The organism is Neobacillus sp. SuZ13 (assembly GCF_030123365.1).
In the GTDB taxonomy this organism is placed as follows: Bacteria; Bacillota; Bacilli; order Bacillales; family Cytobacillaceae; genus Neobacillus.
Genome location: NZ_CP126107.1, coordinates 279,271 through 305,415, shown reverse-complemented (window position 1 = coordinate 305,415; position 26,145 = coordinate 279,271). Strand labels below are relative to the sequence as shown.

The 26,145-nt window shown below is 40.5% G+C and carries 22 protein-coding genes; all 22 read right to left on the bottom strand.

Going from position 1 to position 26,145, the window contains the following annotated elements:
- Positions 1–39 precede the first annotated feature (39 nt).
- Complete coding sequence (locus QNH17_RS01610; protein WP_283877087.1) at positions 40–1,491, bottom strand: sucrose-specific PTS transporter subunit IIBC; 1,452 nt, start codon at positions 1,489–1,491, stop codon at positions 40–42.
- Positions 1,492–1,673: 182 nt separating this feature from the next.
- A complete protein-coding gene (locus QNH17_RS01605) occupies positions 1,674–2,669 on the bottom strand; it encodes a LacI family DNA-binding transcriptional regulator (protein WP_283877086.1) in 996 nt (331 codons plus the stop codon).
- A 169-nt stretch (positions 2,670–2,838) separates the two neighbouring features.
- A complete protein-coding gene (locus QNH17_RS01600) occupies positions 2,839–4,332 on the bottom strand; it encodes a family 1 glycosylhydrolase (protein WP_283877085.1) in 1,494 nt (497 codons plus the stop codon).
- Positions 4,333–4,539: 207 nt separating this feature from the next.
- Positions 4,540–4,860, bottom strand: coding sequence for a PTS sugar transporter subunit IIA (locus QNH17_RS01595; RefSeq protein ID WP_283877084.1), 321 nt, complete (start codon positions 4,858–4,860; stop codon positions 4,540–4,542).
- Between the two features lie 95 nt (positions 4,861–4,955).
- Entirely contained in the window at positions 4,956–6,296 is a 1,341-nt protein-coding gene (celB, locus tag QNH17_RS01590; protein WP_283877083.1) for a PTS cellobiose transporter subunit IIC, read from the bottom strand.
- Between the two features lie 17 nt (positions 6,297–6,313).
- Positions 6,314–6,622 (bottom strand): PTS sugar transporter subunit IIB, encoded by a 309-nt coding sequence (locus tag QNH17_RS01585; protein ID WP_026565245.1) that lies wholly within the window; start codon positions 6,620–6,622, stop codon positions 6,314–6,316.
- A gap of 263 nt (positions 6,623–6,885) precedes the next feature.
- Positions 6,886–8,811, bottom strand: coding sequence for a BglG family transcription antiterminator (locus tag QNH17_RS01580; protein ID WP_283877082.1), 1,926 nt, complete (start codon positions 8,809–8,811; stop codon positions 6,886–6,888).
- A 332-nt stretch (positions 8,812–9,143) separates the two neighbouring features.
- A complete protein-coding gene (locus QNH17_RS01575) occupies positions 9,144–10,859 on the bottom strand; it encodes an NAD-dependent malic enzyme (protein WP_283877081.1) in 1,716 nt (571 codons plus the stop codon).
- A 221-nt stretch (positions 10,860–11,080) separates the two neighbouring features.
- Positions 11,081–12,049 (bottom strand): 2-keto-3-deoxygluconate permease, encoded by a 969-nt coding sequence (locus QNH17_RS01570; RefSeq protein ID WP_256358533.1) that lies wholly within the window; start codon positions 12,047–12,049, stop codon positions 11,081–11,083.
- Between the two features lie 122 nt (positions 12,050–12,171).
- Complete coding sequence (locus tag QNH17_RS01565; RefSeq protein ID WP_283877080.1) at positions 12,172–12,879, bottom strand: response regulator; 708 nt, start codon at positions 12,877–12,879, stop codon at positions 12,172–12,174.
- On the bottom strand, positions 12,872–14,476 hold the full coding sequence (gene dcuS, locus QNH17_RS01560; RefSeq protein ID WP_283877079.1) for a DcuS/MalK family sensor histidine kinase: 1,605 nt from the start codon (positions 14,474–14,476) through the stop codon (positions 12,872–12,874). Before dcuS (QNH17_RS01560) ends, QNH17_RS01565 begins: the two co-directional genes overlap by 8 nt.
- A gap of 145 nt (positions 14,477–14,621) precedes the next feature.
- Positions 14,622–15,815 (bottom strand): NADP-dependent malic enzyme, encoded by a 1,194-nt coding sequence (ystJ, locus tag QNH17_RS01555; protein WP_283877078.1) that lies wholly within the window; start codon positions 15,813–15,815, stop codon positions 14,622–14,624.
- 318 nt (positions 15,816–16,133) lie between these two features.
- A complete protein-coding gene (locus tag QNH17_RS01550; protein ID WP_283877077.1) occupies positions 16,134–16,469 on the bottom strand; it encodes a molecular chaperone GrpE in 336 nt (111 codons plus the stop codon).
- 33 nt (positions 16,470–16,502) lie between these two features.
- Complete coding sequence (locus QNH17_RS01545; protein ID WP_283877076.1) at positions 16,503–17,381, bottom strand: CoB--CoM heterodisulfide reductase iron-sulfur subunit B family protein; 879 nt, start codon at positions 17,379–17,381, stop codon at positions 16,503–16,505.
- Positions 17,378–18,337 carry a succinate dehydrogenase/fumarate reductase iron-sulfur subunit gene (locus QNH17_RS01540; protein ID WP_283877075.1) on the bottom strand — a complete coding sequence of 320 codons (960 nt, stop codon included), beginning with the start codon at positions 18,335–18,337 and terminating at the stop codon, positions 17,378–17,380. The genes QNH17_RS01545 and QNH17_RS01540 overlap by 4 nt, the downstream gene beginning before the upstream one ends.
- Positions 18,337–20,046 (bottom strand): FAD-binding protein, encoded by a 1,710-nt coding sequence (locus tag QNH17_RS01535; RefSeq protein ID WP_283877074.1) that lies wholly within the window; start codon positions 20,044–20,046, stop codon positions 18,337–18,339. The genes QNH17_RS01540 and QNH17_RS01535 overlap by 1 nt, the downstream gene beginning before the upstream one ends.
- A 24-nt stretch (positions 20,047–20,070) precedes the next feature.
- Entirely contained in the window at positions 20,071–20,631 is a 561-nt protein-coding gene (locus tag QNH17_RS01530) for a Fe-S-containing hydro-lyase (protein WP_283877073.1), read from the bottom strand.
- 12 nt (positions 20,632–20,643) lie between these two features.
- A complete protein-coding gene (locus tag QNH17_RS01525; RefSeq protein WP_283877072.1) occupies positions 20,644–21,489 on the bottom strand; it encodes a fumarate hydratase in 846 nt (281 codons plus the stop codon).
- Entirely contained in the window at positions 21,422–21,676 is a 255-nt protein-coding gene (locus tag QNH17_RS01520; protein WP_283877071.1) for a hypothetical protein, read from the bottom strand. The genes QNH17_RS01525 and QNH17_RS01520 overlap by 68 nt, the downstream gene beginning before the upstream one ends.
- A gap of 25 nt (positions 21,677–21,701) precedes the next feature.
- Positions 21,702–23,174 (bottom strand): anion permease, encoded by a 1,473-nt coding sequence (locus tag QNH17_RS01515; protein ID WP_283877070.1) that lies wholly within the window; start codon positions 23,172–23,174, stop codon positions 21,702–21,704.
- A gap of 334 nt (positions 23,175–23,508) precedes the next feature.
- Positions 23,509–24,267, bottom strand: coding sequence for a response regulator (locus QNH17_RS01510; protein ID WP_283877069.1), 759 nt, complete (start codon positions 24,265–24,267; stop codon positions 23,509–23,511).
- A complete protein-coding gene (dcuS, locus tag QNH17_RS01505; RefSeq protein ID WP_283877068.1) occupies positions 24,264–25,871 on the bottom strand; it encodes a DcuS/MalK family sensor histidine kinase in 1,608 nt (535 codons plus the stop codon). Before dcuS (QNH17_RS01505) ends, QNH17_RS01510 begins: the two co-directional genes overlap by 4 nt.
- Positions 25,872–26,145 lie beyond the last annotated feature (274 nt).

The following is a 26,145-nucleotide window of genomic DNA, read 5'->3' as shown; positions in this document are numbered from 1 at the left end:
AGAAAGGAGAATCATTGGATTCCCCTTTTCAGTCTTTTATTATGCTGCTGCTTGACCAGATGATTTTTTAACTGCTATTTTTTCTTCTCTCTTTGCTAAAACAATCGTAACGATAAATGCTACGGCAAACGCAATGGCCATACCGATCACATAAGAAATAATTGTATCTGGGCGAATCGAGATAATTCCTGGTATACCCGCTGCCCCTAACGCAGTCGCTTTAACCTTGAACACCGTAACAAAGCCAGATCCCACAGCAGAACCAGTAATGGCACCGATAAAGGGGTAGCGTAATTTCAAGTTAACCCCAAACATCGCTGGTTCCGTAATTCCTAATAAGGCAGAGATCCCGGCTGCAGAAGCAGTTCCTTTGATCTTGGCATTTTTCGTTGTCTTTAGCACAGCAAGTGTCGCTGCTCCTTGCGCAATGTTTGACATTGCCGCAATGACAAAGATAAACGATCCACCCGTTTTCGCAACATCAGCAAGCAATTGCGTTTCTACTGCGATAAAGCTATGGTGCATACCTGTAATAACAATTGGCGCATAAACTAAACCAAAGATGATTCCGCCAATGACACCTGTTGTGTCATATAACCAGACAATACCATCTGTTAATAGATTACCAGCAGAGCGAGTCAGCGGTCCTACCAAGGTAAACGTTAAAACTCCGGTAATAAAGATAGACAATAACGGTGTTAATAGATTGTCTAAAGCAGAGGGAACAACCTTCCGTAAAGACGTTTCGATTTTTGCTAGAATAAAAGACGCGGCAAGAACAGGAAGTACGGATCCCTGATAGCCTACCTTTTCGATTTCTAAGCCAAAAAGATTCCAAACCGGGACTTCATTTTTCAGTAATGCAGCACCGTAACCATACCCATTTAATAAGTCCGGATGAACCATTAGCATTCCAAGTGTGGCCCCAAGGAAAGGATTCCCTCCGAACCGTTTCGTTGCTGAAAAACCAATTAAAATCGGTAAAAAGACAAAGGCTGCATTGGCAAATGTATTAATAAGTGCTGCTAAATCCGCCATTTCTGGATTGGCATCCACTAAAGATTTTCCTTCGATAAATAAGTCTGGAGCCGTTAGGACATTGTTGATTCCCATTAGTAAACCACCAGCGACGATTGCTGGGATAATCGGAACGAAAATGTCTGACAGCATTTTAACGAATTGCTGAATCGGATTCAGTTTCTTCGCTGCCGCGTCTTTCACATCACTCGTTGACATTTCCGTTTGACCGGACATCTCCGCCAAGTGCTTATAGACCTCGTTCACTGTTCCAGAACCTAAGATAATTTGAAACTGACCACCCGTTGAGAAGGTCCCTTTCACAACATCCATGTTATCCAATGCTGCTTGATTAACGATTGATTCATCATGTAAAACTAGACGTAAGCGTGTGGCGCAATGCGCTGCAGCTGATACGTTTTCCTGACCACCAATGGCATTAAGGACTTCCCGTGCAATTTTTTTATGATCCATCTTAATCCCTCTCTTTTCCTTTGATTTAGGAACCGGTTCCATTTTTCGATAAAAAATAAAATCCCTTTCCGCGGAACCGGTTCCAAAATATACTAAAAAAATAAATGATTAAAAGAGAAACCGAATTCGAATGTTACCAAGTGAAAAGGTTCTCTTGATTGGAACCGGTTTCGTTGTTTTCATTATAGTGGACGATTAAAGAAATTGTCAACGCTTTCTCGCTCAATAATTTCAAATTTAGAAATGGTTACTTTTTCGACAGGGCGCTCATTAACTAACTCTACCATATGTTTTGCAGCCGTTTCCCCTGCTTCTTTGTAAAAAAACTTCGCCGTCGTCAAGCCCGGATGCATGATTTCTGTCACATCATATCCACCAAACCCCGTTAACGCTATATCTTTTGGAATCGTTAGCCCCGCTGAATACGCTGCCTTCATCACCCCAAGGGCAATATTATCGGTCGCACAAACAATGATGGAAGGCTGAAATTCATGGATGATTTCCATTGCACTAGCTTGCGCAGCTGGAATCTTGAACAATGTCTCATAGAAGCGAACCTTACAATCCTCTACTTCTTGAATCGCCATTTTAAAGCCCTGCTTTCGCTTCACCCCAACTGAAATATCCCGTTCCGTTACGCCTAGATAAGCAATTTTCCGATATCCCTTTTCAAGGACATACCGGCCCATTTCATAACCAGCGCAAAAATCATCATGAATTAGACTATAAAAATCCTCATGCTCTTGTCCTATTAGCAGAACAGGAACTTTAACGGTTTCAAATGCCTCGATATGCTGATCCGTGATTTCGGTAGCAAGCAAAATAATCCCCGCCATCTTTTGATTGGCAAAGCTATAAATGCTTTCAATCTCTCGCTCCAGATTTTGACTTGTATTGGAGATCAGCATTTGATAATTCATCTGCTTTAATTGCTCATCAATACCAATTAACGTTTGCGAAGAAGCGTAGGAATCAAGCCGCGGGACAATCGTGCCAATAATATTCGTTTTCTTCGCTTTCAAGCTCTGCGCAAATGGATTCGGAGTATACCCGGTTTCCTTGATCGCTTGTTCAATTTTCTTCTTCGTCGCTTCCCCAACAGAGCCGCCATTTAAAAACCGAGAAACCGTACTCTTCGCCACACCCGCAAGCTTGGCAATATCTAAGATTGTACTCATGATCCTCAACCTCATTACATTTCAAATTCAGATATCATTATAGTATCATGAAAAGTCAACCGCATTAAATTTTGAAGCCAAAATCTTGATGGTTTAAGCGTGCAAAGAAAATATAAAACAGATGCTGAGCACCTGTTTTATATTTTTTAAATCTTGATATTTATTTAATCTAAAAACTAAGGTCTTCACCGTTAGTTGCAATCACTTTCTTGTACCATTCAAATGATTTTTTCTTTGTTCTTTTTAATGTTCCATTTCCTTCGTCGTCCATATCTACATAAATAAACCCATATCGTTTTTTCATCTCGCCAGTTCCTGCCGAAACTAAGTCAATGCAGCCCCATGGTGTATAGCCCATTAAGTCAACACCATCTAACGTAACCGCCTTTTTCATTTCTGCAATATGATCCCGGAAGTATTGGATCCGATAATCATCCTCCACATATCCATTCTCATCCGCTTTATCAATGGTTCCCATTCCGTTTTCAACAATAAAGAGAGGTTTTTGATATCGGTCATAAAGTTCAGATAAGGTGTATCTTAGCCCAATTGGGTCAATAGCCCAACCCCACTCTGTTTTTTCTACGAAAGGATTTACATCCCCCATTTGTCCGCCTGTATCGGTATTCTGAACAATTTCAGTATGGTATACACTGCTGCGGTAATAACTAAATGATAAAAAATCCGAAGGATACGCCCTGATTATTTCGTCATCCCCAGGTTCCTTTTTAATGGTTACCCCCATCTCTTCAAAAAAATGGTCGGCGTAAGATGGATAATATCCTCTCATCATAACATCAGAATAGATTAGGGCACCTCTTCGATAATCCAAAGCTCCGAATACATTTTCCGGTTTACAATCTTTCGGGTAAATGCAGCTTAATGCAACCATACAGCCAATCTTAGCGTCTGGAATGATCTCGTGACAAAGCTTATTGGCAAGGGCACTCGCTACAAACATATGATGCTTTGCTTGATAACGCACCTGTGCAGTAGCCTCCCTGGTTCCCATAAAGGCGTAACCATTTAATACATTAATTTCGTTAATGGTGATCCAATACTTCACTAAATCTTTATATCTTGTAAAGACCTCTTTGCACATTCGTAAAAAACAATCAATCGTCTCACGGCCGCCCCAACCATTAAAATGTTCAGCTAAATAAGCAGGAGTTTCAAAATGATAAAGAGTGACTAATGGTTCGATATTATATTTTTTGCACTCCTTAAAAACATCTTCATAAAATTTTAATCCTTCCTCATCTGGTTGTTCTCCTTCAATTCCGCCGTTTGGAAAAATACGGGACCAACTAAGAGATAGACGGAAACACTTAAAACCCATTTCTCCAAAAAGGGCAACATCTTCTTTGTAATGGTGGTAAAAATCAACTGCTTTATGGCTCGGATAATAAACATTTTCATCAATATAGCCTGATGCGCCTTCTGGTATCGTATCAATTTTTGGGTCCCCTGTAGGTCGTCGGTTTACCATTGTTTTTGTACCATCATTTAACTTAATCGTAATTTTTCTTGGACGGTCAGCAGTACCATTTGTTATGAAGTCGCTTGTTGCAAGCCCTCTTCCGCCTTCATTGTACCCACCTTCATATTGGTTTGCAGCTGTAGCTCCACCCCATAAAAAATTTTCTGGGAATGTTTTTTTCATTTAATTTCATTCCTTTCTAAGAATGAGTATGCGAAATAATCTTGAATAAAAAAAGCCCAGTATTGGGCAATTAAAAAATGACAGACATTTTATCAGTTTGTAATGGCCTTCTGACAAACCCATTGAATTTGATCTTTCAACCATGCGCTTTGCAAAGTTGTCAACATTGGTTATCTTTTATAAGTCCTGCTGAAAGAGGATTTTGTTTTAAGCCTTTTTGATAAGTTTATGCAATTCTATTATTTCTCTAGCTAAATCTTTTAAGATTAATGAGTTCATCAAATGATCTTGTGCATGAATCATAATAAGAGGAAGATTGAATTCATCTCCGCCTGCTTCCTTTTGGATTAAATCAGTTTGAACATGATGTGCTTCATTGAATGCAGAATCTGCTTCGATTAGTTTTGCTTCCGCTTCATCGAAATTGCCTTCTCTAGCTGCATACATCGCTTCCATTGCTAAGCTTTTTGCATTTCCTGCATGAAGGATTAATTGAAATGCATGATTGTAAAGTTCCTCTTTATTCATGAATAACAGCCTTTCATATAATTTACTAGGAAAGGAACATTCTCCTTTCCTTTCCTGTCAATTTTGGGTTCCAAAACTAATGCCCAGTCATTTTCTTAGGCGATAATTTCCTTTGTTTCACCTTTGTTCATCGCATCTTCTTCTCTCTTCTTCGCTTTATCATATATTTTGAAGAATGGAAGATAAATTACAAAAGAAATAACAATGTTAACTACATTCATGATGGCACCTGAAATATGTCCACCAGATGCAAGATATCCTGAGATAATGGGCGGCATGGTCCAAGGCACTGCAATACCTGTTGGTTTTGCGACCAATCCCATATCCATTCCTAGGAATGTTACAATAACGGTAACTATTGAAGTTAGGACGAATGGAATGATCATGATTGGGTTTAGCACGATTGGCATACCAAAGATTAATGGCTCGTTAATGTTAAAGATACTAGGAGCAAATGCCAAACGACCAAGACTTTTCATTTGTTGGGATTTAGCAAACATGACCATTGATAGAACCAAACCAAATGTTACACCTGTTCCACCGATGTGGACGAAGTTATCCCAGAATTGTTGTGTAACAATATGCGGTAGAGGTTGGCCAGCTTGATAGGCCGTCATATTGTCACCCATCGCACCAAACCAAATTGGTTCCATTACACTTTTAACAATGTTTGTACCGTGTAATCCAGTAGCCCATAATAAAGTTACGAATAATTCAGCAACAATGGTTCCACCTAGAGTAAGCCCTACCAATTTTAGCGGGTCACCTAAAAGGGTCGTAACTAAGCCGTTGATACTTTGATAAGGAGTCATTTCAACAAGTAAACGGATTACCCAAACCACAAGAAGAACAAAAAATCCCGGAATTAATGCTGCAAATGATTTACCAACACTAGGCGGTACACCCGCTGGCATTTTAATAACAATATTTTTTTTGACGACCCAACGATAAATTTCTGTTGATATAATTGCAAACAATAACGCAACAAACAAACCTTTACTGCTCAAGAAAGCTTTTGAAATTGCACCAGTTACCAAAACCCCTTCTTCTGCTCCAGCTGGAGTAAATAAGAAACTAAATGGTGTTGTCAACATGAAGGCAGCAACTGAAATTGCACCCGCACTCATCGCGTCAAGCTTATAGCTTTCTGCTAGTCGGTAAGCCACCGCGAACGCTGCAATAATTGACATGATATTGAAAGTTGCATCCACTGGATAACTTAATTTAGCAGCCCATGTCGGGCCAAAAATAGAAGTCATCCAATCAGCATAACCTGGAATCGGCAAATTAGCCACGATCAAGAAAAATGAACCAATGACAATGAATGGCATGGTCGCAATAAGACCATCACGAAGAGCCAATAAGTGTCTTTGCGCACCAATTTTTCCTGCAACAGGCATGACTTTCTCTTCTAGAAAGTTGTTGAATTTACTCATTTTCTTTTCTCCTTTTATTATTTATTATTGGCTAGATTTATAGCTGTTTTTAAAACTTCGGCTCCATTACACGTACCATAGTGGATTGGATTGATGGCATCCACTGGAATGCCCTTTTCTTCACCTAACTTTTTCATATTTGAAAGAAGGTATCTAACTTGAGGTCCTAAAAGAAGGACATCCGCATTGTCAATATGTTGATTGACTGAGTTAGCTGCAACTGCCCAGATTTTCCCTTCCAAGCCTTGTTCTTGGGCTGCTTTTTCCATCTTGGTTACCAGTAAACTTGTACTCATTCCTGCTGCACAACATAATAAAATATTCATCGATTTATTCCTCCTATTATTCATAAAAGTTATTCTGAAAAACAAAACATTAATTAAACTAACAAGCTAATTAGCCATTGTTTTAAGAGTGCTTAACCTCTTTATGTTTTATAGTTTACGTTGAAAGCGTTTAATTTTACAGAAAGGTTTTTTCCGTTAGGTAACGGAAAAATAATAATGAAGTTACTGTCATGTAAAATTTAGCCCCAAACTAAAAAAGGGAATTCCTTTTGGAATACCCTCGTTCTTTTCCTATTCAGAAGTTAAGATTCATTTAATATCTTAATAATTTCTTCAGCTGAGTCACTCTTTATAACTTTTTGGACCGTTGTACTGTTTTCAATTAGGGCAATGAGTCTTTTATACATCCTATCCAGATCACCCTCTGGTACTTTTCTTATGTTCAACAAGCAAATAAATTGAACCCTATGTTTGTCTGTCCATTCGATTGGCCTTTTTAATGTGCAAACGGTCCAAAATGTTTCATCTGTTTCCGGCGTAAGCGGATGAGGGATGGCCACAAGATTCCCAAAGCTGGTTGGAGCGACCTCCTCCCTTTCCAATACCAAATTCACATAATCTTTGGAGACGAGTTTTTGTTTGTATAATTCATCACACATAAAACGGATAACGCTTTCTTTATCCTTCAAGTCTTTATGAATAAAAACTTTCGATATATCTAAATAGCTCTGACTCTCACACTCTTTTCCAGAAGATACACCTTTCCTAATATTAGCAATATCTCCTTCCCCTAAAAAGGTATTAACGACAAGTACCGGAACGCCTATCTCTTCTTTTATAGGGATCGTACTAATAATAAAATCAATAGACGATAGATCGTATTCTTTTAATTGATAATAATTGGTTGTAGACACAATATCTATTTCATCATTAAATTCATTTCGTAAACGATAAAACAAAAGCCTTGCACTCCCCACACCAGATGCACATACCACAAGTACCCGTTTTGCCCTTTTCTGCCTTGTCTTCATTCTTTCTAATGCCACTCCGATATGTAAGGCAATATAAGCAATTTCGTGTTCTCCTACCTCTCTCTCCAAATATTCGTCGATGCATCTGCTCGCAATGGCAGCCCCCTCAAAGGCACTAGGATATTTTCGTTTAATTTCCTCTAATAATGGATTCCGAATGTTCATATTATAGCGTAACCTGTTCATTGCAGGCCGAATGTGCAAACTCAGCGCTTGAATGAATTCGGAATCGTCTTTGAAATTCCAATTTAATTCGGTTTTCAATCTTTCCAGCATGCAATGAATGATGGTGCCTAGTTCATCAAATTTACTAAATTCATTCAACGTATTCTTATGAATTAATTTTGTCCCCAACAAATGGACAATAATATAGTCGATCTCAGATTTGGGAAATTCCAAACCCGTAAAATCCTCTACCTCTTTTACAATTTCATTGGCCACTATTTTTTCAAATGGATATTTTCCTATTAAATCTTGTTCAAGGTTTTCAATGACAAATCCTTCTTCAATTCTCTTACATCCAATTGTGATATGGGTTGCCAAATTTTCGAGTGCAATGTCTGATACCTCAATTTTGTATTCATTCACTTTTTTTATGATCGTTTCCTTTACCCTTTCAAACAGATTTTGATCCAAAAGTTGAAAGGAATTACTGTCAATGTTTAAGTTGCTATTTCGCCGTAAAATATAATTTGAAAAACATAGCCGCTTCATATATTCATCGCCTTCTGCATGCGAACCATGATGCGGTCTAGTAACTAACTTTAAATGATAACTTTCCAATAATTCACGGACGACTTTTAAGTCATTTTGAAGCTTTGGCTTGGAAACAAATAGCTCTTCTTCAAGACTTTCTAATTTTATAGGTTCCTTTTCTAATAAAAATCGTTTTAAAATATACAAAACCCGATTTTCCTGTTCGGAAAAATCAGATTGGCTTTCATTTATTGCATCATTCGCATTAGAAATAAACTCCTGCTCAAACACTTCATAATCCTTTATATCTAATAGATACCCTTTTCCTCGAACTGATTCAATAATGATTCCTAGCGAAGTGGATTGTGATTGAAGTTCTTTGATCTCGGTACGAATGGTTCTATCACTCACACCCAGTTCTTTGGCCATCCATTCGGCTGTAACAGGTTCTTGCTCCTTCATTAAAGACAACACGATGTCCTTCTGTCGTTTCGATACCATTTATCTACTCACCTTTCTTAATGAGTTGATCATCATACAATTAACTGCTTCCCATCTTCCGAGGTATAGCCCACTAATTAAATAATAATAACAGTTTATCTCTTAAAATGAATGTTATATCTACCCGTCTAAAAGTTCAATTTTCTTTAAATTATTAATAAATTTATACAAAATAATGGATAGGCTTGGATTTTGGGATGATTTACAAAAACTGCTCATCTCAAAATAATCATAAAAAAGAGGCTCCCCATAAGTTTACTCAACTTATGAGAAGCCTCTGCTTAAATCCTCTATATTCTTCATGTTAACAGGCATTTTATTTAACTATTTACTTATGCATAGGAATGAATGTTTGTCCAAATCCCTACACTCTTGACTTCCTTATACTCAGGTTTCCACATAGCCTCTTCAATAGCAGTCTCCACATCTTGGATATCCACTCTTGCAATTCCCTCGTATATCGCCGCATTAACGACTTCAATGGCTACGTATTTTGAGACTTCATGAAGGTTTTCAATGGATGGCAGCAGGGATGCTCCAGGTGTGCTGACGTCAGACATTCTTGCAACCGCATAGGCAGCTGCTGCGAACATTCCTTTTGAGATCACTTCAGTTTTTGCCACAATGGCTCCAAGGCCCAGACCCGGGAAGACAAATGCATTATTTGACTGGCCAATTTCATAGGAAACACCGTTGTACTCCACATTGGCAAACGGGCTGCCGGTGGCAATTAGAGCCTTGCCATCAGTCCATTTCATCAGGTTTTCCGGCACTGCTTCAGTCAGTGCGGTCGGGTTGGACATTGGCAAGATAATAGGACGCTCAACGTGTTTGGCCATTTCTTTCACAATTTTCTCGGTGAAGGCACCGGCTTGTCCAGAAGTACCAATCAGGATGGTTGGCTTCACCTTCTGAACAACTTCCATTAATGATATAAGCCCGTCCTCATTCTTATCCCAGTTTCTGACTTCATCCGCCTTTCTTACATAAGGCTTCTGGAAGTTCAGGACGTCTGGTGTTTCGTCCGTTAATAACCCCCGATAGTCAATGGTCCAGAAACGGTCATAGGCTTCTTCTCTAGTCAGCCCTTCAAGAACCATGGAATCAGAGATTTGATCAGCAATACCGATGCCAGCAGCCCCTGGTCCGAAGACAACAATACGCTGGTCCTTCAGAGCAGTTCCTGTTACTTTTAGTCCAGACATCAAAGCAGCAAGGGTTACTGCACCTGTTCCCTGGATGTCGTCGTTGAAGGTAAGGATTTTGTCACCGTATTTGTCCATGATCTTACGCGCATTCACATTGCCAAGATCCTCCCAGTGAATAAGAACCTCTGGAAAGAACTTTCTTGCAGTCTGAACGAATAAATCAATGAATTGATCATAACGCTCACCGCGGACACGGGCGAATTTGTTGCCAATATAGATAGGATCGGCAACCAAAGCCTGATTGTTCGTACCAACATCTAGCACGATTGGCAGAACTCGGCTTGGATCAATCCCAGCTGCCGCTGTGTATACAGCAAGTTTACCAATCGCAATATTAATACCGCCTACCCCTTGGTCCCCAATACCCAAAATGCTTTCAGAGTCGGTAACGACGATTAAATCAATGCCATTTTTGGGCTGTCCAAGATTGTGAAATGCCTTTTCAACGCCCTCAGGATCATCAATTGAAAGATATAAGCCACCCGGGCGGCGGTAGCTGTGAGAGTATGACTGGATCGCCTCACCGACAGTAGGAGTGTAGATAATTGGAAGCATTTCTGCTAGGTGTTCTTTCAATAATCGGTAAAACAGAACAACATTGCGGTTATATAAATCATAAAGAAGACCGTGTTTAAATAGATTCGTAGTTCGCATCGAATACTGTTCATAAACCCTATTTACTTGTTCATCAAGGGAAAGCACTTGGGAAGGTAGCAGACCGTCAAGTCCCAAGTCCTCCCTTTCTTCTTTCGTAAAAGCCGTTCCTTTATTCAAAAAAGGATTAGTGAGAACTTCTTTTCCTTTTAAAGTGGTAATAATAACATTCTCAGGCATATTCATGGTGTGGTGTTTCCTTCTTTCTATCTTAAAATAGCTATTCGGACAATACCGGAACATAGATTTCTTACCTATCTATGTTAATAACATTTTCCCTATCACACTAGGTTTTTTAATTTAATGATTCTTTTTTGTAATTAAACAAAGCAGACAGTAAAAACCTGCTGACTGCTTTGTTCTATCTTCTACCTTTTTTATGTTTTTAAAATTAACGTTACTCTTTATCAGGCTGCCCTTGCAATCGATGGTTTCGATTTTTTCTTTTGGGACCTTTTAAATACATAGCTCACAATAATCGGACAGACGATGGCAGATATAACACACGCAGCTGCAACTTGTGCAGTCGCTGAAGATGCTACTGCAGCTAAGGTTGGATCTGCTGCGGCCACAACCGCTGGTGTAGCTACCGCATTACCTGCAGTTGACCCTGTTGCTAAACCAACGATAGGGTTTTCTTTAAATAACTTCAATAGGAAGTAAGCTCCAATTCCAGTGAAGGCAGCGATTAATCCTAGTAATATCCCAGGCCCCCCAGCTTTTACAATCGTTGAAAGATTCATTCCGGCACCTAATGGGAATGAGAAGAATGGGATTAATAATAATTTACTGCTTCCAAGGAACTTTCTCATATCAGGATCAATATTTCCTAAAATCATTCCAATTACGATTGGAATTAATACTCCTAGAAGTGTTTGAAAAGGAATGGTGGCCAGGCCGGATGCACCTAATGCCACTAATGTGAAAAATGGACCATCTTTTAAAGAAAATAACGCATATGCTCCTACATCTGTTTCATCACCATACGATGAAGCTAGAGATGCATATAACCCGCCATTAGCATTTAACAACGCTGCAAGGATGGCTAATGGTGTTAATCCTAGTATTCCGGCAGGCCCAAAAATCGCTGCTACAGCTAAACCAATACCAGCACCTACGATAAATTTTCCTGTTAATAAAATTGCACCTTTTTTTAATGCCTTTGGTGCTAATTTGAAATTAATTTGGGAACCAATTAAAAACATAAAACATGCCAAAATGGTTGATGAAGCTTCTTTACTAAATAAAGCTGTTGTAAAACTTCCAATTTGTAAAACCTGCGGAAAAAATGTATTTGTTAATACCCCTAAAAAAAGTGGAACAACCATGAGACCGCCTGGAATTTTATCAAGCGTTTTCTTTATTGGAATTTGCATTTTTATATCCTCCTTTGTCTTGCTACTTGTCTATCATATTCCCCATTAAACCGTTTTCATATATTATGAAAGTTTAATAATTCTTTTTGTAAATAAAAAAAGTAAGCAGTTTCAAAAACTGCTTACAGAAAGTTTTTTATTAAGTGCTCTTTAAATTTGTTATATTCATGCTGGTATACTGGCCTTCCGACGGTTCCATAGATAACCTTGACTTCAAGGATTCCTAAGTCCTTTAGGAAATTTAGATATTTTCTTGCCGAAACCCTTGATATTCCTACCACATTTGCTACTTCATCTGTAGAAAAAGGCCCGTCCTTCAATCCATGAATCGCATCCCATACCTGCTTTAAGGTATCCTTCGTTAACCCCTTTGGCAGTTCTTCTGCTACAACAGCTTCGTCTCTGTGCAAAAGTAAGTGATCGAGCTCCTGCTGACTAACCGAATCCTGTTTATCAATGAACCGAGTTTGCTCAAGGTAAGCAGCAAGTGCAGCGTTAAAGCGTTCAAACTCGAAAGGCTTAATTAAATAGTCGACAACACCATACCTTAATGCCCTCTTTATTCGGTCAAGATCTGAGGCCGCTGATATGATGATGACATCGATTTCAAAGTCATTTTTCCGAAGGTACGCTAACAGCTCGAGGCCCTGCTTTCCCGGCATAAAAATATCCAGAAGAATAAGCTGTATATCATTCTTTTCCAAAAATCGGATCGCTTCCGCTACTGAATTGACTGTTGCAGTCAACCGAAACCCATCAATTTTAGCAAGATATTGTTTATTAATTTCTGCTACCATCGGGTCATCTTCGACAATCAATACATTAATCATTGTATTCATCCTCTGCTTTGTAAGGTATATACACGGCAAAATTTGTTCCTTTTCCAGGCTTGGACGAAATAATCAGGTCCCCTTCTAGTCTTTCAATTGCCTGTGCCAAAAGATATAACCCGAACCCGCGGTTTTCTCCTTTGGTTGAGAACCCTTTATCCAGTATTTTGTTTTGGAGTGATGTCGTCATCCCCATCCCTGTGTCTTTAACCTCAATTGTTAAAATATCCTCTGCATAATCAAGTTTAAGGTCGACTTTTTTGCTCTGACTGTCCGCAATTGCCTCCATTGCGTTATCGAAGAGATTTCCAATTATGGTGATCAACTCATGTGTGATTTCCGAGTTTGCAGGCTTGGGAAGTTCACTTACACAATCAAAAGATAAAGAAGCACCTGATTCTCTGGCAAAGCTTAGTTTGCCAATTAAAAATCCGGCAAGAACAGGGTCTTGAACTTTCTTCGTTACAGAACCCATTTCTGTTTTCCGGTGGTTGACCGTTTCACTCACATAGGTGGCTAGTGTATCATATTGTTCAGTTCGAACCAGGCCAAGAATGACATGAAGTTTGTTCATGAATTCATGTGCCTGGGCACGGAGAGCATCCGCATAGTTACGCACACCTGTGAGCTGTTCAGCCAACAATCGGACTTCGGTTTTATCACGGAATGTAGCGATTGCTCCCACCGGCTCATTTCCCACAACCACGGGAACCCTGTTTACTAAAATGGTCACCCCATTCAGGTTTTGTTCTTGATCCAATTCCGTTTCACCCGATTTTATTATGCGAGTTAACCGAGTCTCTGGCAAATAAGCTTCAATGTTCATACCCATAGGGTTTTCTTCAAGACCGGCTCTTTTAAAAAGCTTACCGGCTGCCCTGTTTACAAGTGTGATTTTTCCTTCTTGGTCGATGGCTATTATTCCTTCACGCACAGACTGAAGCATAGAACTACGTTCTTCAAGCAGCTTAGCAATAGCAAATGGCTCAAGTCCTAAAAGGGTTTTTTTGATGTATCTTGCCAGACCCACTGCACCGATTACACCTATTAGGATTCCAATTAACGTTCCAATAACAATCCCCATCCTTCCTTTATGGACCGCCTTTGTAACGTTTTCTAAAGAAATTCCTACAGCAACCGCACCTACTTGTTTTCCATGTGAATTCTTTATTGGAGTAAATGCCCGCATGGATCGACCGAGAGTTCCCTTTGAAATGGAAACATACTCATTTCCTTTAAGAACGGGCCCTTCATCTCCTCCCCTGAAGTGCTTCCCCACTTTACTGGGGTCTGGGTGGGAAAGCCGAATTCCTTTCATATCCATAACGACAACGAAGTTAACATTCGTTTTATCTTTAACTTGATTGGCAAAACCTTGTATTGAGGTACCACCAGTTGCCTCATCTAAAGAATCAATCACCAGCGGGCTTAAGGAAATCATCCTTGCAACATTGAGGGCTTTTTCTTTTTGTGTCTCTTCCACACTGGAGGTAATCCTTTTGCTTATAATGAAATCAGTTATTCCAAGTGATAAAGCGACGACAATGCATACAAATATAATAATAATGGCTTGTAAACTAAGTTTGCCTTTCTTCATAATCTCCTCCAGTTATTTTCATACGATTAGTATGTATAAGACTTAAGCATAAAATGACAAAAGACCGCTAAGCTCATAAAGAGCTTTAAGCAGCCTTTATCATAATTCATCGAATTAGCATAATGGCACCCGCCATAATTTGGGTTTAGACGGTTACAAAGGATTTCCTCGCTACACCTATTTCTACTGCCGCAGTTGCAACAGCTTTTGCTACCGCAGATGCTACTCGTTCATCAAAAGGGTTAGGTATCACATAGTCTTCTGATAGTTCTTCTTCTGAAATGAGCGAAGAAATGGCGTATACGGCAGCCTTTTTCATTTCTTCATTTATTTCTGTTGCTTGAACATCTAGAGCTCCCCGAAAAATTCCTGGAAAAGCGAGCACGTTATTGACCTGATTTGGAAAATCAGAACGTCCTGTTCCGATTACTTTTGCTCCTGCAGCTTTTGCCTCATCTGGCATAATTTCTGGAACAGGGTTTGCCATTGCAAAAATAATTGCATCCCTTCTCATGGTTAAAATCATTTCCTTTGTTACTGCACCTGCAACAGATACACCAACAAAAACATCTGCACCAACAATCACTTCCTCTAAGCTTCCCTCTGCATTGTTACGGTTCGTCTGTCTAGCAATCTTTTCTTTAATTGAATTCATTCCATATTTACGATTTTCATAAATGGCACCTTTTGTATCACATAGAATGACATCATACACACCAAAACGATTGAGCAATTGAGCAATTGCTACACCCGCAGCACCCGAACCATTTATTACGACTTTAATTTCGTCCATTTTCTTATCGACTAGTTTAAGAGCATTTACTAATCCGGCAACCGTTACAATAGCTGTACCATGTTGGTCATCATGAAAAATAGGGATATTTGTTTCTTTTTTCAGGCGTTCTTCAATTTCAAAACATCTTGGAGCTGAAATATCTTCTAAATTTACCCCGCCAAATGTTGGTTCAAGGTGCTTTACTGTTTCAATTATTTCTTCAACATCCTGTGTATTTAAACAAATAGGGAATGCATCTACGTTAGCAAAATTTTTAAATAAAACTGCTTTGCCTTCCATTACTGGCATCGCTGCTTCCGGACCAATATTCCCAAGCCCTAATACCGCCGAACCATCTGACACGACGGCAATGGTGTTGCCTTTCATCGTGTATTCATATACTTTATTTGGATCTTCATAGATTTCCTTACAAGGCTCTGCGACACCAGGTGAATACGCTAAGCTCAAATCATTTGCATTGTTAATCTCTACCTTTGCTTTCACTTCTAATTTTCCTTGTTTATCCCGATGCATTTGTAACGCCATGTCACGCAATGTTTTCATGATTATCTCTCCCTTTTCAAGAAATATTACTTCGACCCAAATTATTCCAAAGCTTATTTAAAGCCTTCCATGGTTCTGTGCTCCATTTCACAATCAACCTTAGAGAAAACTACTTATCCACTTTGAAAACGCTTTACCTTGAAGACACAATAAATATAACCAAATCTTATAAATTAATAGACTACTTTAATAGAATATTTAATTAATGAAAGCTTTTTTGTAATTAAAAAAAACGTAAGTATTTCAAAAATAGAAGGCCCGCATTTAATTTAATTAAAAAAAACCGCATGAAGCACCAATGCGGTCTTATTTGTGAACCTATTTCTTTAAGTACTTATAAACACCGGTTTTAAACTTAATTTTAATGAGATCTTCAAGTCTAGCCGCCCAAGAGTCAGCCATGTTCTCTGGATTAAAGGCTGCTACACCATTCCGAACCTTAATCCATTTCTTCGTATCTTCATCTTGGAAATATCCGGTAATCGATGTCGACAATGGATGAAATGGCTCGCGCGAAGAATAAATCAACCCATGAAAAATATAGCTTTCACCGTACTGGTCATGAATCCAATCATCATGGACATTTAGAAGCCAGAGACTTCCTTTATCCAATCTCCCCACCAATTTCGCTCTTTTATCCAAAACATATTGCATATAACTCCCCCTTTTAGCGGACTAGAACCTTGACTAAACCAATACCTCTTGTAGAATTGGAATTGCGTCAACAACATGCCTTTGAATGGCGAGCTCTTCCGGAGAGAATCCTAGAGCCAGCCCGATTAACTGCGGTAAATGAAGGATTGGCATGGTAATATCTTCACCAAAGCCTTTCTGTGCATCCGGCTGATAGGCATCAAGCTGCATTTGGCACAAAGGACATGGGGTAACAATACAGTCGGCACCTTGAGCCTTAGGTGATAAGCAATTCTTCCCTGTAAGATCCATTACTTCTCGTTCTGCCGGAAAGACAGCATGGAAGCCACAGCAGGCAAGACGCTGGTCAAAATCAACACTTTCTGCACCCAATACACTAGCAACCATTTCCATCGACTGCGGATTCATGTGGTTCTCAAACCCCATAATATTTGGCGGCATCAGGATATGACAGCCATAAAAATTGGCCACCTTTAAGCCGGTCAACGGCCGTTTCACCTTCGCCTTTAGATTTTCTAAACCATAGTCTTGAATTAATGCCCAAAGTAAATGGGTTACTTCAACGGTTCCTTTATACTCCATTCCCGCCCGGTTAAGACCTTCATTCACCCGAGAACGCATCTTTTCATTTTTATCCATTTTCAGCTTGGCCGTACGAAGCATTAAGGTACACGTATTACAAACGGTGATAAGCTTATCTACCTTTAGTTCTTCTGCCAAAGCAATATTCCGGGCATTGATCGATGTGGCCAAAAGGTCATCTACATCTTGAATATGACTCGCGCCGCAGCAAGTCCAGCCGTTCAGTTCAATTAATTCGATTCCTAGAGCCGAGGCCACCTTTTTCGTAGAAATCATCAACTCTTCTGCTGCAGACTCGAGAGTACATCCTGGGAAAAATGCGTATCTCATGATTCACTTACCTCCTGTGCAAACTTATAAAGTTCTCTGACTCCCTTAATCCCTTCTACCTCTTTTGGTATATGGAATGGATTGATTTTTCCTTTCCGAATCATCCTTAGAGCAAACGGTACCTTTGTCATCGCAGTTGTGATCAAGCCGTCTGTTTTGACTGGGAGCATGACTTCATTTAAACGGCCCTTCTTCTTAACGTCATCATGAAATGCAAAGGCATGCTTTGCACCTTGGTTTCGTACCTCCCCCATCTTAATAGTTTCTTGGCGAAGATAGGAGATTTGCTCGGTCAACGGAATTCCCTTTGGACAATTCGTCACACATTGCATGCAGTGCAGGCATTTCCATAATTCATTTTCAAAAGCCGGCATAATATGTTCTTCAGGGGCAGCGTCCCTTGAATCAACGGCAAAGCGGTAGGCCCGGTTTAGGATAAATGGATCTAAATACGTACCATCATTGACTGCGAGCTGATTACATTCAGAAGCACAAATTCCGCACAGGATACAATCCGTTGGGGCTGCAATCTGGTGGAAGTCCTCTTCACTCTGAATAAAACCTTCTTCCTTGCTTCCCTCCTCAGAAGGGATCAGCCATGGCTTAACTTGTTCCATTTTCTCCATTTTAGGCTCCCAAGCGACAGCTAAGTCCTTGATAACTTCAAAGTTATTTAAAGGATCAAATACTAGCCGATTCGTCTGAAACGTCTCGAGCACCTCATCCAGTGAAGTTTTACAAACTAAAAATGCATTATCATTGATTCTGATTGCGCAGCTTCCGCAAATGGCATGGCGGCAAGCGGATGTAAACACGAGAGTTGGATCAAGCTGTTCCCGAATGGTGGTTAAAGCCCATAAAATGGTTTTTCCTTTTTCATATGGCAGTTTATAATCCTGATACCATTCTCTTTCGCCATCAAATCTCTTAATTTTAAAATATAGGTTTGTATACATTAGTATTTTCGCTCCTCCGGCTGATATTTCGTAATTTTCACCGGGCTATATTCCAAACGGTATTGGTCCCCATCCTGATAAATTAATGTATGTTTAAGGAAGTTAGCATCATCACGGGTCGGGTAATCCGCACGAGAATGAGAACCCCTGCTTTCTTTACGATTTAGCGCTCCCATGGAAATGGCTTTAGCCAACTTCAAGATATTTCCGATTTCCACGTAATTAATAAAGGCCATATTATACTTTTCAGATGAGTCTCCAATCATAGCATCTTTATATTCTTCCAAAAGCACGGACACTTTTCGATAAGCCTTTTCCATATCACTTTCCGTTCTAAAAATACCTACATTATTCCACATCGTTTCCGCGAGCTCATCGCGAATCTTGAACATATTAATACCCGTTTTTTTCTGGCGGATGTTGTTGAACTTCTCCACCCATTCGTCTGTATCACGCAGCAACTTTTCAGTAGAAGTAAACGAACGACGCTTCGCACTTTCCTTTGCACCTAATCCAGCGTACTTTCCAAAAAGCACAACATCGGCCACGGAATTGCCTCCAAGCCGGTTGGCCCCATGAATCGAGACGCTGCAGCATTCGCCTGCGGCATGAATGCCATCGATTGGTGTACTGCAAGTCTTAAAGTCACTGATGTGAATACCACCCATCGTATAATGGCAGCTTGGACGAATCGGCACCGGTTCTTTAACCAGATCGACACCTTCAAAATCCAACGCCAGTTCCCTTACTTGCGGAAGGCGCTCCATAATTTTCTTTTCTCCTAAATGGCGAAGATCCATTAAGACATAGGATCCCATTCCTTCGCCAAAACCGCGGCCTTCTTTAATTTCGGTCTCAATCGATCTCGACACTAAGTCACGCGGACCAAGCTCCATTTTTTCTGGAGCATAGCGGGCCATAAACCGCTCGCCTTCTTTATTGAGTAAATAGCCGCCTTCTCCTCGGCAAGCCTCTGATAAAAGAACACCCGTGGAAGCTAGACCAGTTGGGTGGAATTGCACAAATTCCGGGTCCTTCAGTGGAATTCCTGCATTAAAGCAGGCAGCGGTTCCGTCACCTGTCATATTAATTGCATTTGTGGTTCGGCTCCAATACACACGGCCAAAGCCTCCAGTGGCAATCACAACAGATTTTGCTTGAATGGAATGGATTTCACCGCTGCGAATATCCATTGCGACAATTCCTTCAAAATTACCGTTGTTCACAGAAAGAGACAACAGGTACCAATCGTTGTGGAACTGGACGCCATTTTTCAAACATTGTTCATAAAGAGCATGCAGGATTACGTGTCCAGTTTTATCGGCAGAATAGCAAGTCCTTGGGCTGGAGGCACCGCCAAATGGCCTCTGGGCAATCCGGCCATTCTCATCTCTTGAAAAAGGAACCCCGAAATAATCGAGTTCAGATATGACCTTTGGCATATTTGTGGTAAAAAATTCAACCGCATCCTGGTCGGCTAAAAAGTCACTGCCCTTGACCGTATCGCGAAAATGGCTTTCAGAAGAATCATGGGCATCCCGATAGCCCATTGCTGCGTTAATACCTCCCTGTGCCGCTCCAGTATGGGAACGTGTCGGGAAAATTTTTGAAAGGCAAGCAACGCGAAGGCTTTTGTCCTCACTGGCGGAGAGGGCTGCCATCATACCAGCCCCACCCGCTCCTACAATTACGACATCATAGCTAAGCATGGTTGTTTCTCCTCGATTCATGTTTTAATCTACTAATCTATATTTCTCTACTCCTAATTTGTATAAATCGTTTCCTTCACTGTCCACGGCGACAATGCAAGGATAATCGGTCACTTCCATCCTGCGGATTGCCTCAGGACCTAGTTCTTCATAAGCGACAATATCTACCTTTTTAATCGTATCGGCAATCAGGGCTGCCGCACCGCCGATGGCTGCAAAGTAAACGGCCCTGTTTCTTTTCATCGATTCAATCACTTCTTGGCTTCTAGGGCCTTTACCAATCATGCCCTTTAAGCCCTGGTCAAGCATTTGCGGCGAGAAAGCATCCATCCGCCCGCTTGTCGTCGGGCCGCAGGAACCAATGACCTTCCCCGGTTTAGCAGGAGTTGGTCCAGCGTAATAAATGACTTGTCCTTCGACATCGATCGGAAGAGGTTGAGTTTCTTTCAAGGCATCAACCATATTTTTATGAGCAGCATCTCTTGCTGAGTAGATGACACCGGTGATCGATACTTGGTCGCCTGCCCGTAAATCTTTGATTTGTTCATATGTTAATGGTGTAGTCAATTTTTTTATCGTAGTCATGTTCTGTCCCCCTTATAAAATGGCTTCTTTATGACGTGCTGCATGGCAGTTTAATGTTACACAGACAGGCATCATGGCAATATGAGTAGGATACGTTTCAATATGAACAGCAAGAGCTGTTACCTTCCCGCCAAAGCCTTGAGGTCCGATACCGAGCTTGTTAATCCTCTCTAAGAGCTCCGCTTCCATCTCAGCGTAGGCTGGATTAGGATTCGGTTCACCTGCTTTTCTTGCCAGTGCTTTTTTCGCGAGTAACGTACATTTGTCCATAGTGCCGCCGATGCCGACTCCGACAATGACCGGTGGACAAGGGTTTCCTCCAGCCTGTGTGATTGAGTTGACGATAAAGTCTTTCACTCCCTCTACTCCCTCAGCTGGCTTGCACATTTTAACGGCTCCCATATTCTCGCTCCCTGCGCCTTTGGGAAGCACCTCAAGCTTTACTTTGTCCCCTGGGACAATTTCCATATGGATGACTGCCGGCGTATTATCACCTGTGTTTTTGCGGTCAAACACTGGATCTTTTACTACCGACTTTCGCAGGTAGCCTTCCTCATATCCCTGACGAACTCCTTCATTGATGGCAGCCTTTAGATCACCATCGACGATTCGGGCATATTGGCCAACCTCAACGAATACGACGGTCATGCCGGTATCCTGGCACATAGGGGCATGCTCGGCACGCGCTAATTTCACATTTTTTAAAATCTTTTCTAGGCTATATTTACCAAACTGTGATTCTTCTTTTTCTAAACCTGCCGCAATCAGAGCTTCTACATCCCCCGGAAGGTCACAAGCCGCTTGCATACAAAGTTCTTTTACTATTTTGGTGATTAATTTCGCTGATATTTCTCGCATTGCGTTCTCCTCCTGTTATCTTAGCAACCTCTGTTTCTTCGCTTCCATCAATATATTGAAGGTTAATCGATCCGCATTTTGTACAGACCAAGTATGGAATCCGTAATTCATAATCATCATCAGACCCATGGTAAAGCTCGAGCGAATGCCGTGTCTCTAAGCTTTTAAAGCAGCAAGTTGATTTCATGTTCTTCGCACCCTCCAACACTGGTTTACCAAAGACCTAATACTTTCCACCACATGCCGCCGACGCCTAACCAGACGACAATATGAATGATGGAAATGATGAAACCAAGCGACCACCATTTATTCTGGGACACATACCCGCTTCCGAAAAATACCGGTGCCGGCCCGCAGCTATAATGAGTTATACAGCCAAATAAGTTACTAAATACACCTAACACTAAAGCCGACACAACCGGCGGTGCTCCAGCTGCAACCAATACCGCAAGGAAAGCAGAGTACATCGCACTTACGTGGGCGGTGTTGCTGGCAAAGAAATAATGAGAGTAAAAATAGACAACAGACAGAATAATTAATGTCCACATCCACGGCATACCGTGTACGGCACCTTGCATGGTTTTACTAAACCATGGAATTAATCCTAATTCGTTTAGGAAACTTGCCATCATAACAAGGACAGAGAACCAAATTAACGTATCCCAAGCTCCTTCTTCTTTTTTAATATCCGACCAAGAAAGGACTTGTGTAACGAGCAGTGCTCCTAAACCAATAAAAGCTGTTGTAGTTGCGCTGATGTTTAAGTTGGTGCCAAAAATCCAAAGCGCTAAGATCAAGAGGAATACCCCGATCATGTAGTACTCTTCTTTTTTCAATGGACCCATATCTTTTAATTTGTTTGCTGCCATTTGCATTGCTTGTGGTGTTTCTTTAATTTCTGGCGGATATAACTTATAAATCACATAAGGGATTAAAATTAAGCTAAGCAGACCTGGGACGATGGCTGCTGTTGCCCAGCCCATCCAGCTGATGTGTTTTCCTGTAATATCTCCGGCAATTTGGGCTGCCAAAGGGTTGGCCGCCATCGCAGTTAGGAACATGGCTGAGGTGATCATGTCACCTTGGAAAGCAACCTTAGTTAAAAATGCTCCCACCTTTCTTTCCGTTCCGTCTCCTACCTTTGAACCATAGGCCTCGGATAGAGAGCGGATGATTGGAAGAAGGATGCCGCCTGCACGAGCGGTGTTCGATGGCATCGCCGGTGATAAAATCAAGTCGCTGGCAATTAGCGAATACGATAATCCAAGTGTTCTTTTCCCGAACTTTTTCACAAACATATAAGCAACCCTTGTGCCTAAGCCTGTTTTAATAAATCCTCGTGAAATGAAAAACGCAATAACAATTAACCAAATCGTTGTATTTTGAAATCCGCTAAGTGACTGCTCAATCGTAAGTGTCTGTGTTAGGACGGTCGCCATTAAGGCCAAAATCGAAACACTTCCCATTGGCAGTGGCTTGATGATTAAGCCGACAATCGTAGCCACGAATATCGCCAGCAAGTGCCATGCTTGGGCTGACAAGCCATGAGGCGGATGAATGAACCAAATAATCGCTCCAATTGCGACGGTTATTAATAATGGAACTAGTTTTACCTCTGTAGGAAGCTTTTCTTTTACTTGAATTTTTTTCTGTTGCTGCTGTAATTTCGAAATAGGAATAGCCATCATATCAACTCCTTTTAGGTTTGAATTGCTTTGTTCACAAAATGTTCACTTTTGTGAAATATTTCACAAAGTACTTTAATAAAATAACTGCTAATCCAAGATTAGAAGTTTCCTAATGAAGCGGCTGAACTGTACGGATATAAATTTTTTAACCATTGATCCCCCCGTCGCCAATATATTTCTTATATCTGTAATTCAAGAATAATAGATTCGGCAGACCGTTTATAGTTTATGGAAGTTATTAAAAACTTTTGTAACTAAAGTTATTAACGTCATCTCATAAATGTAAAAAAGCAGTACCTCCATTCGAAAGGGAGACACTGCTTTGGAATTTTTATTCATATGATGCGCACTTTTCATTGCACTTTAAACATTTTTCACTAAGCGGCCGGGCTGCCATCATTTTTCCGGCATCATTTGTCATCCTGTGTATATACACAGGACGACCAACCGCACCATATTCAATTTCCGTTTCCAGGACCTGAATGTCCGCCAGAAAATGGACATATTTTCTCATTGAAACTCTGGATATGCCAGTTTTACTAGCAAGCTCCTCTGTAGAGCAAGCGTCCCTGCCCATTTTGATGACCTGTTTCCATACTCTGCAAAGTGTATCTTTCGTCAGCCCTTTTGGTAGCTCATATGCCTCTGAAACCAATTGTTCTTTATGAAGTAATAAGTGGTCTAAATCCATTTGATTAAGCTGATCCTGGTCATCCATCACCCTTTGTTCCTTTTGATAGGTAATTAGCGCAGACTGGAATCTCTCAAACTCAAACGGTTTAATTAAATAGTCTACTGCGCCATATCGGAGCCCTTTCTTGATGCTTTCCTTGTCGCAAGATGCAGTAATAACGATAACGTCCATTTCGCTTCCTAAGCCGCGGATTTTAGACATTAAATCCCAGCCATTTTCGCCCGGCATATGAATATCCAGCAGAAGCAGGTCAACTTCTTTCTTTTCCAGGATAAATAGGGCAGCTTCTATAGTTCCAGCCATTCCAACAAGCTCAAATCCCTCGATTTGTTCTAAATAACGGCGATTGATTTCGGCTACCATCGGATCATCTTCCACTATAACCGTTTTAATCATAACTCCTGCTCCTTTCCCTCCAATGAAATCGTTATATGAATTGTCGTTCCCTGTTGGTGTTCGGATGAAATCGTCATTTTTCCATTTAACTTCTTAATTGTTTCAAAGACCAAATAAAGTCCTATTCCTCGGTTATCTCCCTTTGTGGAAAAACCTTTTTCAAGTACCTGCTCTTGAATTTCCCTATTTATTCCCATTCCTGTGTCAGAAACTATGATGGAGAGTTGATTGTTTTCATCCGGACACACCTCTACCTCCACCTTTTTCTCTTTGCAGCCCTGTAAGGAATCGATTGCATTATCAATTAGGTTTCCTAGGATGGTGACTAAATCTTGTATAACATCATTATTATTTGGTTTTGGAATATAGCTATTTTCTGTGACCTTAAGCTGTGCTCCGTTTTCCCTCGCGTAACTGGCTTTACCAATGATAAATCCTGCAATAACAGGGTCTTTGATTCGTTTCGATAAATAGCCAACCTCAGTTTGAAAAGAGTGAGAGATTTGTTTTACGTAATCAGTCAACTTATCATAAATTTTCATTGTGACCAATCCTTGGATGACATGGAGCTTATTCATGAATTCATGCGTTTGTGCCCTTAGTGCCTCCGCATATTCTCTTGCTCCTGTAAGCTGTTCAGCCAATTGTTTGATTTCTGTTTTGTCACGAAAAGTGGCTACAGCTCCAGTGATTTGCTTATTTACGTATATGGGCACAATGTTGGCAACAATGACAAGACCCCGAAACGAGTATTCTTTATCAAGTAATTTTTCTCCGCCGCTTATCAATGAGGACAACTGAAACTGAGGCATCACCTGTCCTATTTCCATTCCAATTGGATCGTTATAAATTCCCATTAACTTTATTAATCTGGAAGCCTCCATGTTGAGGAGCGTGATTCTTAAGGATTGATCAACTGCGATAATCCCTTCACGGGCATACTCCAAAATTGCACTCCTTTGCTCGAGTTGATGGGCTATTTCTGCCGGTTCCATTCCAAATAATATTTTCTTCACTTTATTTGCTAAAACGATCGCACTAATTAAACCAACGATAATTCCTAATAGCATACTGAAAAGGATCACTCTTGTACTCTTCGCGACTTGTCGCTCCACATCGTCTACTAAAACACCTACCAAAATGGCTCCTATTTGCTTGCCGTCCCGGCTGTAGACTGGAGTAAAATATCGTAACGATTTTCCTAATGTCCCCTTGGCAATTGACATATGTTCATGACCTTTAAAGACTTCCCCTGCATCACCGCCTGCATATTTCTTGCCTATTTTACTTGGCAGGGGGTGGGACTTTCTGATTCCATTCATATCTAAAACAACAAGGAAGGGAACATTGGCTGCCTTCCGCATTTTCTCCGCATATTGCTGGATAGTTGGGTCACTTACTTTCCCGCTTAGTCCATCGACAAAAACAGGAGAAAGTGCAGCTGTTTTAGATACCACCTTTGCTTTCTCTCCTATATTCGCGATGATTGTTTGCTGAAAATTTCTCTGTATAAAATAATTAGTAACTAATAAACATAGAATACTTACCCCACATACTAGAAACGTGATTTTATAACGGAGGGGGAGGTTTAATTTTAACTTCATTAGAAATGGCTCCCTTTAACTTATATGACTTTCCTTTATTGTAATGGTGTTAAAGGCGAAAAAGTGTTTCAATTTTGTGAAGGCGAAAACCTCCTAAACATCCAAGAACAAAAATGGTTCAGGTTGATCTAACTGAAGGAGGTTAAATAGGTTCATACGATTAACTCCTCTTTTTATGCAATGGTAATTAAGTGGAGCTCCTAATGCCCGCCGGCTACAAAATGAACGTCTAAATCGCAGAAGAGACTGTGTAATATTTTTTCTTAATTATGAC